Source organism: Mesorhizobium sp. M0800, assembly GCF_040320095.1.
Lineage (GTDB): Bacteria > Pseudomonadota > Alphaproteobacteria > Rhizobiales > Rhizobiaceae > Mesorhizobium.
The window spans coordinates 1-2,747 of record NZ_JAMYOZ010000071.1 but is presented as its reverse complement, the minus strand read 5'-3'; the positions used below and the strand labels follow the sequence as shown (position 1 = coordinate 2,747).

1 protein-coding gene is annotated in these 2,747 nt (G+C 63.9%); it reads left to right on the top strand.

The genetic code is table 11. The annotated features are described in order from the left end of the window. The first annotated feature begins 344 nt into the window (after positions 1-344). Positions 345-2,516: a malate synthase G gene (locus NKI18_RS33215; RefSeq protein ID WP_352617934.1), complete on the top strand. Its 2,172-nt coding sequence runs from the start codon at positions 345-347 to the stop codon at positions 2,514-2,516. Positions 2,517-2,747: the final 231 nt, after the last annotated feature.

The window sequence follows — 2,747 nt, the reverse complement described above, 5'->3', positions numbered from 1 at the left end:
CAAATCAGAACGTCACAGAAGAATCATACAGCACACGCCGGCGGAATCCGACACGTCACAACCGAGTCAATCCGTCGAAGCAAGATGTGTATACGCCCTAGCCCTCGAGGGGGAGATGTCGCCGAAGGCGACAGAGGGGGTCGCCTCGCATGAAGCGCGACGCGATTTGGTGCAAAGAAGAGGTTGCACTCCACGCGAGGCGACCCCCTCTGGCCTGCCGGCCATCTCCCCCTCAAGGGGGAGATCGGCAGCGAAAACGCCCTACCTTCACCCTAAGCTGAATTGACCCTGCCACCGTGACATGCCAAAGGCCCGGCCTAGCCGTTCGCCTTGGAGAAGCCCTGATGACCGATCGCGTCGAGATCGCCCGATTGCGGATTGCCCGCGAGCTTCATGATTTTGTCGTGAACGAGGCGCTGCCGGGCACCGGCATTGAAGCGGAGGCATTCTGGAGCGGTTTTTCGGCGATCGTCCATGATCTCTCGCCAAAAAACCGGGCGCTGCTCGAAAAGCGCGATGCCATGCAGGACAAGCTCGACCGCTGGTATCGCGACAACGGCGCGCCCGTCGACATGGAGGCCTACACGAGCTTCCTCCGCGAGATCAGCTATCTGCTGCCCGAGGGGCCGGCCTTCAGCGTGACGACCGAAAATGTCGACCCGGAAATCGCTTCGGTCGCCGGGCCGCAGCTGGTGGTGCCGGTGATGAACGCGCGTTATGCGCTGAACGCCGCCAATGCGCGCTGGGGCTCGCTGTACGATGCGCTCTATGGAACCGACGCCATCCCGGAGACGGACGGCGCCGAGCGAGGCAACAAATTCAATCCGGCGCGCGGCGCCAAGGTCGTCGCCTGGGTGAAAAGCTTCTTCGACGAGGCGGTGCCGCTCACGACAGGCAAATGGGCCGGCGTCAACGGGCTTTCGGTCGCCAATGGCATGTTGCGGCTGGGTGAGGGTGCCGGCGCCACCACGCTTGCCGACCTCAGACAGTTTGCCGGCTATCGCGGCGATGCCGCCGACCCCGAAGCCGTCCTGCTGATCAAGAACGGCCTGCACATTGAAATCGTCATCGACCGCAACAACCAGATCGGCCGCACCGATCCGGCCGGCATTGCCGATGTCGTGCTGGAATCGGCGCTGACCACCATCCAGGACTGCGAGGATTCGGTGGCGGCCGTCGATGCCGAGGATAAGGTGCTGGTCTACCGCAACTGGCTCGGCCTGATGAAGGGCGACTTGGCGGAGGAGATCACCAAGGCCGGCAAGAGCTTTGTCCGGAGGCTCAACCCCGACCGCACCTATACCGCGCCCGATGGCGGCACGCTGACCTTGCCCGGCCGCTCGCTGATGCTGGTCAGGAATGTCGGCCACCTCATGACCAACCCGGCGATATCGGACCGCGACGGCAACGAGGTGCCGGAAGGCATAATGGATGCGGCGCTGACGGCGCTGATCGCGCTGCACGATATCGGCCCGAACGGGCGCCGCGCCAATTCTCGCGCCGGCTCGATGTACATCGTAAAGCCCAAGATGCACGGGCCCGCCGAAGTCGCCTTCGCCGTCGAGATTTTCGACCGCGTCGAGGCGCTGCTCGGCGTGCCCAAAAACACCATCAAGATGGGCATCATGGACGAGGAGCGGCGCACCACCGTCAACCTCAAGGAGGCGATCCGCGCCGCGAAAGAACGCGTCGTCTTCATCAACACCGGCTTCCTCGATCGCACCGGCGATGAGATCCACACCTCGATGGAAGCCGGCCCGATGATCCGCAAGGGCGACATGAAGCAGGCCGCCTGGATCGCCGCCTACGAAGCCTGGAACGTCGACATCGGGCTGGAATGCGGGTTGGCCGGCCACGCCCAGATAGGCAAGGGCATGTGGGCGATGCCCGACCTGATGGCGGCGATGCTGGCCGAGAAAATCGCGCATCCCAAGGCCGGCGCCAACACCGCCTGGGTGCCGTCGCCGACGGCGGCAACACTGCACGCCACCCATTATCACAAGGTCGACGTCCATGCCGTGCAAGCGGCGCTGAAGAGCCGGCCCAAGGCAAAACTCGACGACATCCTGTCCGTGCCCGTCGCTGTCCGGCCGAACTGGTCTCAGGCGGACATCCAGAAGGAACTCGACAATAACGCGCAAGGCATTCTGGGCTATGTCGTGCGCTGGATCGACCAGGGCGTCGGCTGTTCGAAAGTGCCAGATATAAACGACGTCGGTCTGATGGAGGACCGCGCCACGCTGCGCATCTCCTCGCAGCACATCGCCAACTGGCTGCATCACGGCGTCTGCACGCCCGAGCAGGTCATGGAGACGATGAAACGCATGGCGGCGATCGTCGACCGCCAGAACCAAGGCGATCCGCTCTACCGGCCGATGGCGCCGGATTTTGACAAGTCCATCGCCTTCCTCGCCGCCTGCGACCTGGTCTTCAAAGGCCGCATCCAGCCCAACGGCTACACCGAGCCAGTGCTGCACGCGCGGCGGCTGGAGCTGAAGGCGCGGGATAACGGCTGAACCGAAAGCACGATGCGCGCCGGCCAAGGGTAAGCGCCGGCGTCCCCCTCCCCCTTGAGGGGAGGGTGGCCCGAAGGGCCGGGTGGGGTCGCCAATGCAGTGCGCCAACCCAATTCTGACGGTGCGCCTTAGAGCCTTTCACGTTTTGATGGAAGCGTAGCCGGCGTTTGCGAAGTAGTTGTTGCATTCGGTTGCCTCGATCGTTTCAACGAGGTGGCCGATGTGGCGCCA

Bases quoted from the DNA above. Each gene is read 5' to 3' on its own strand.
- NKI18_RS33215 (WP_352617934.1), top strand. From the start codon at position 345: ATGACCGATCGCGTCGAGATCGCCCGATTGCGGATTGCCCGCGAGCTT.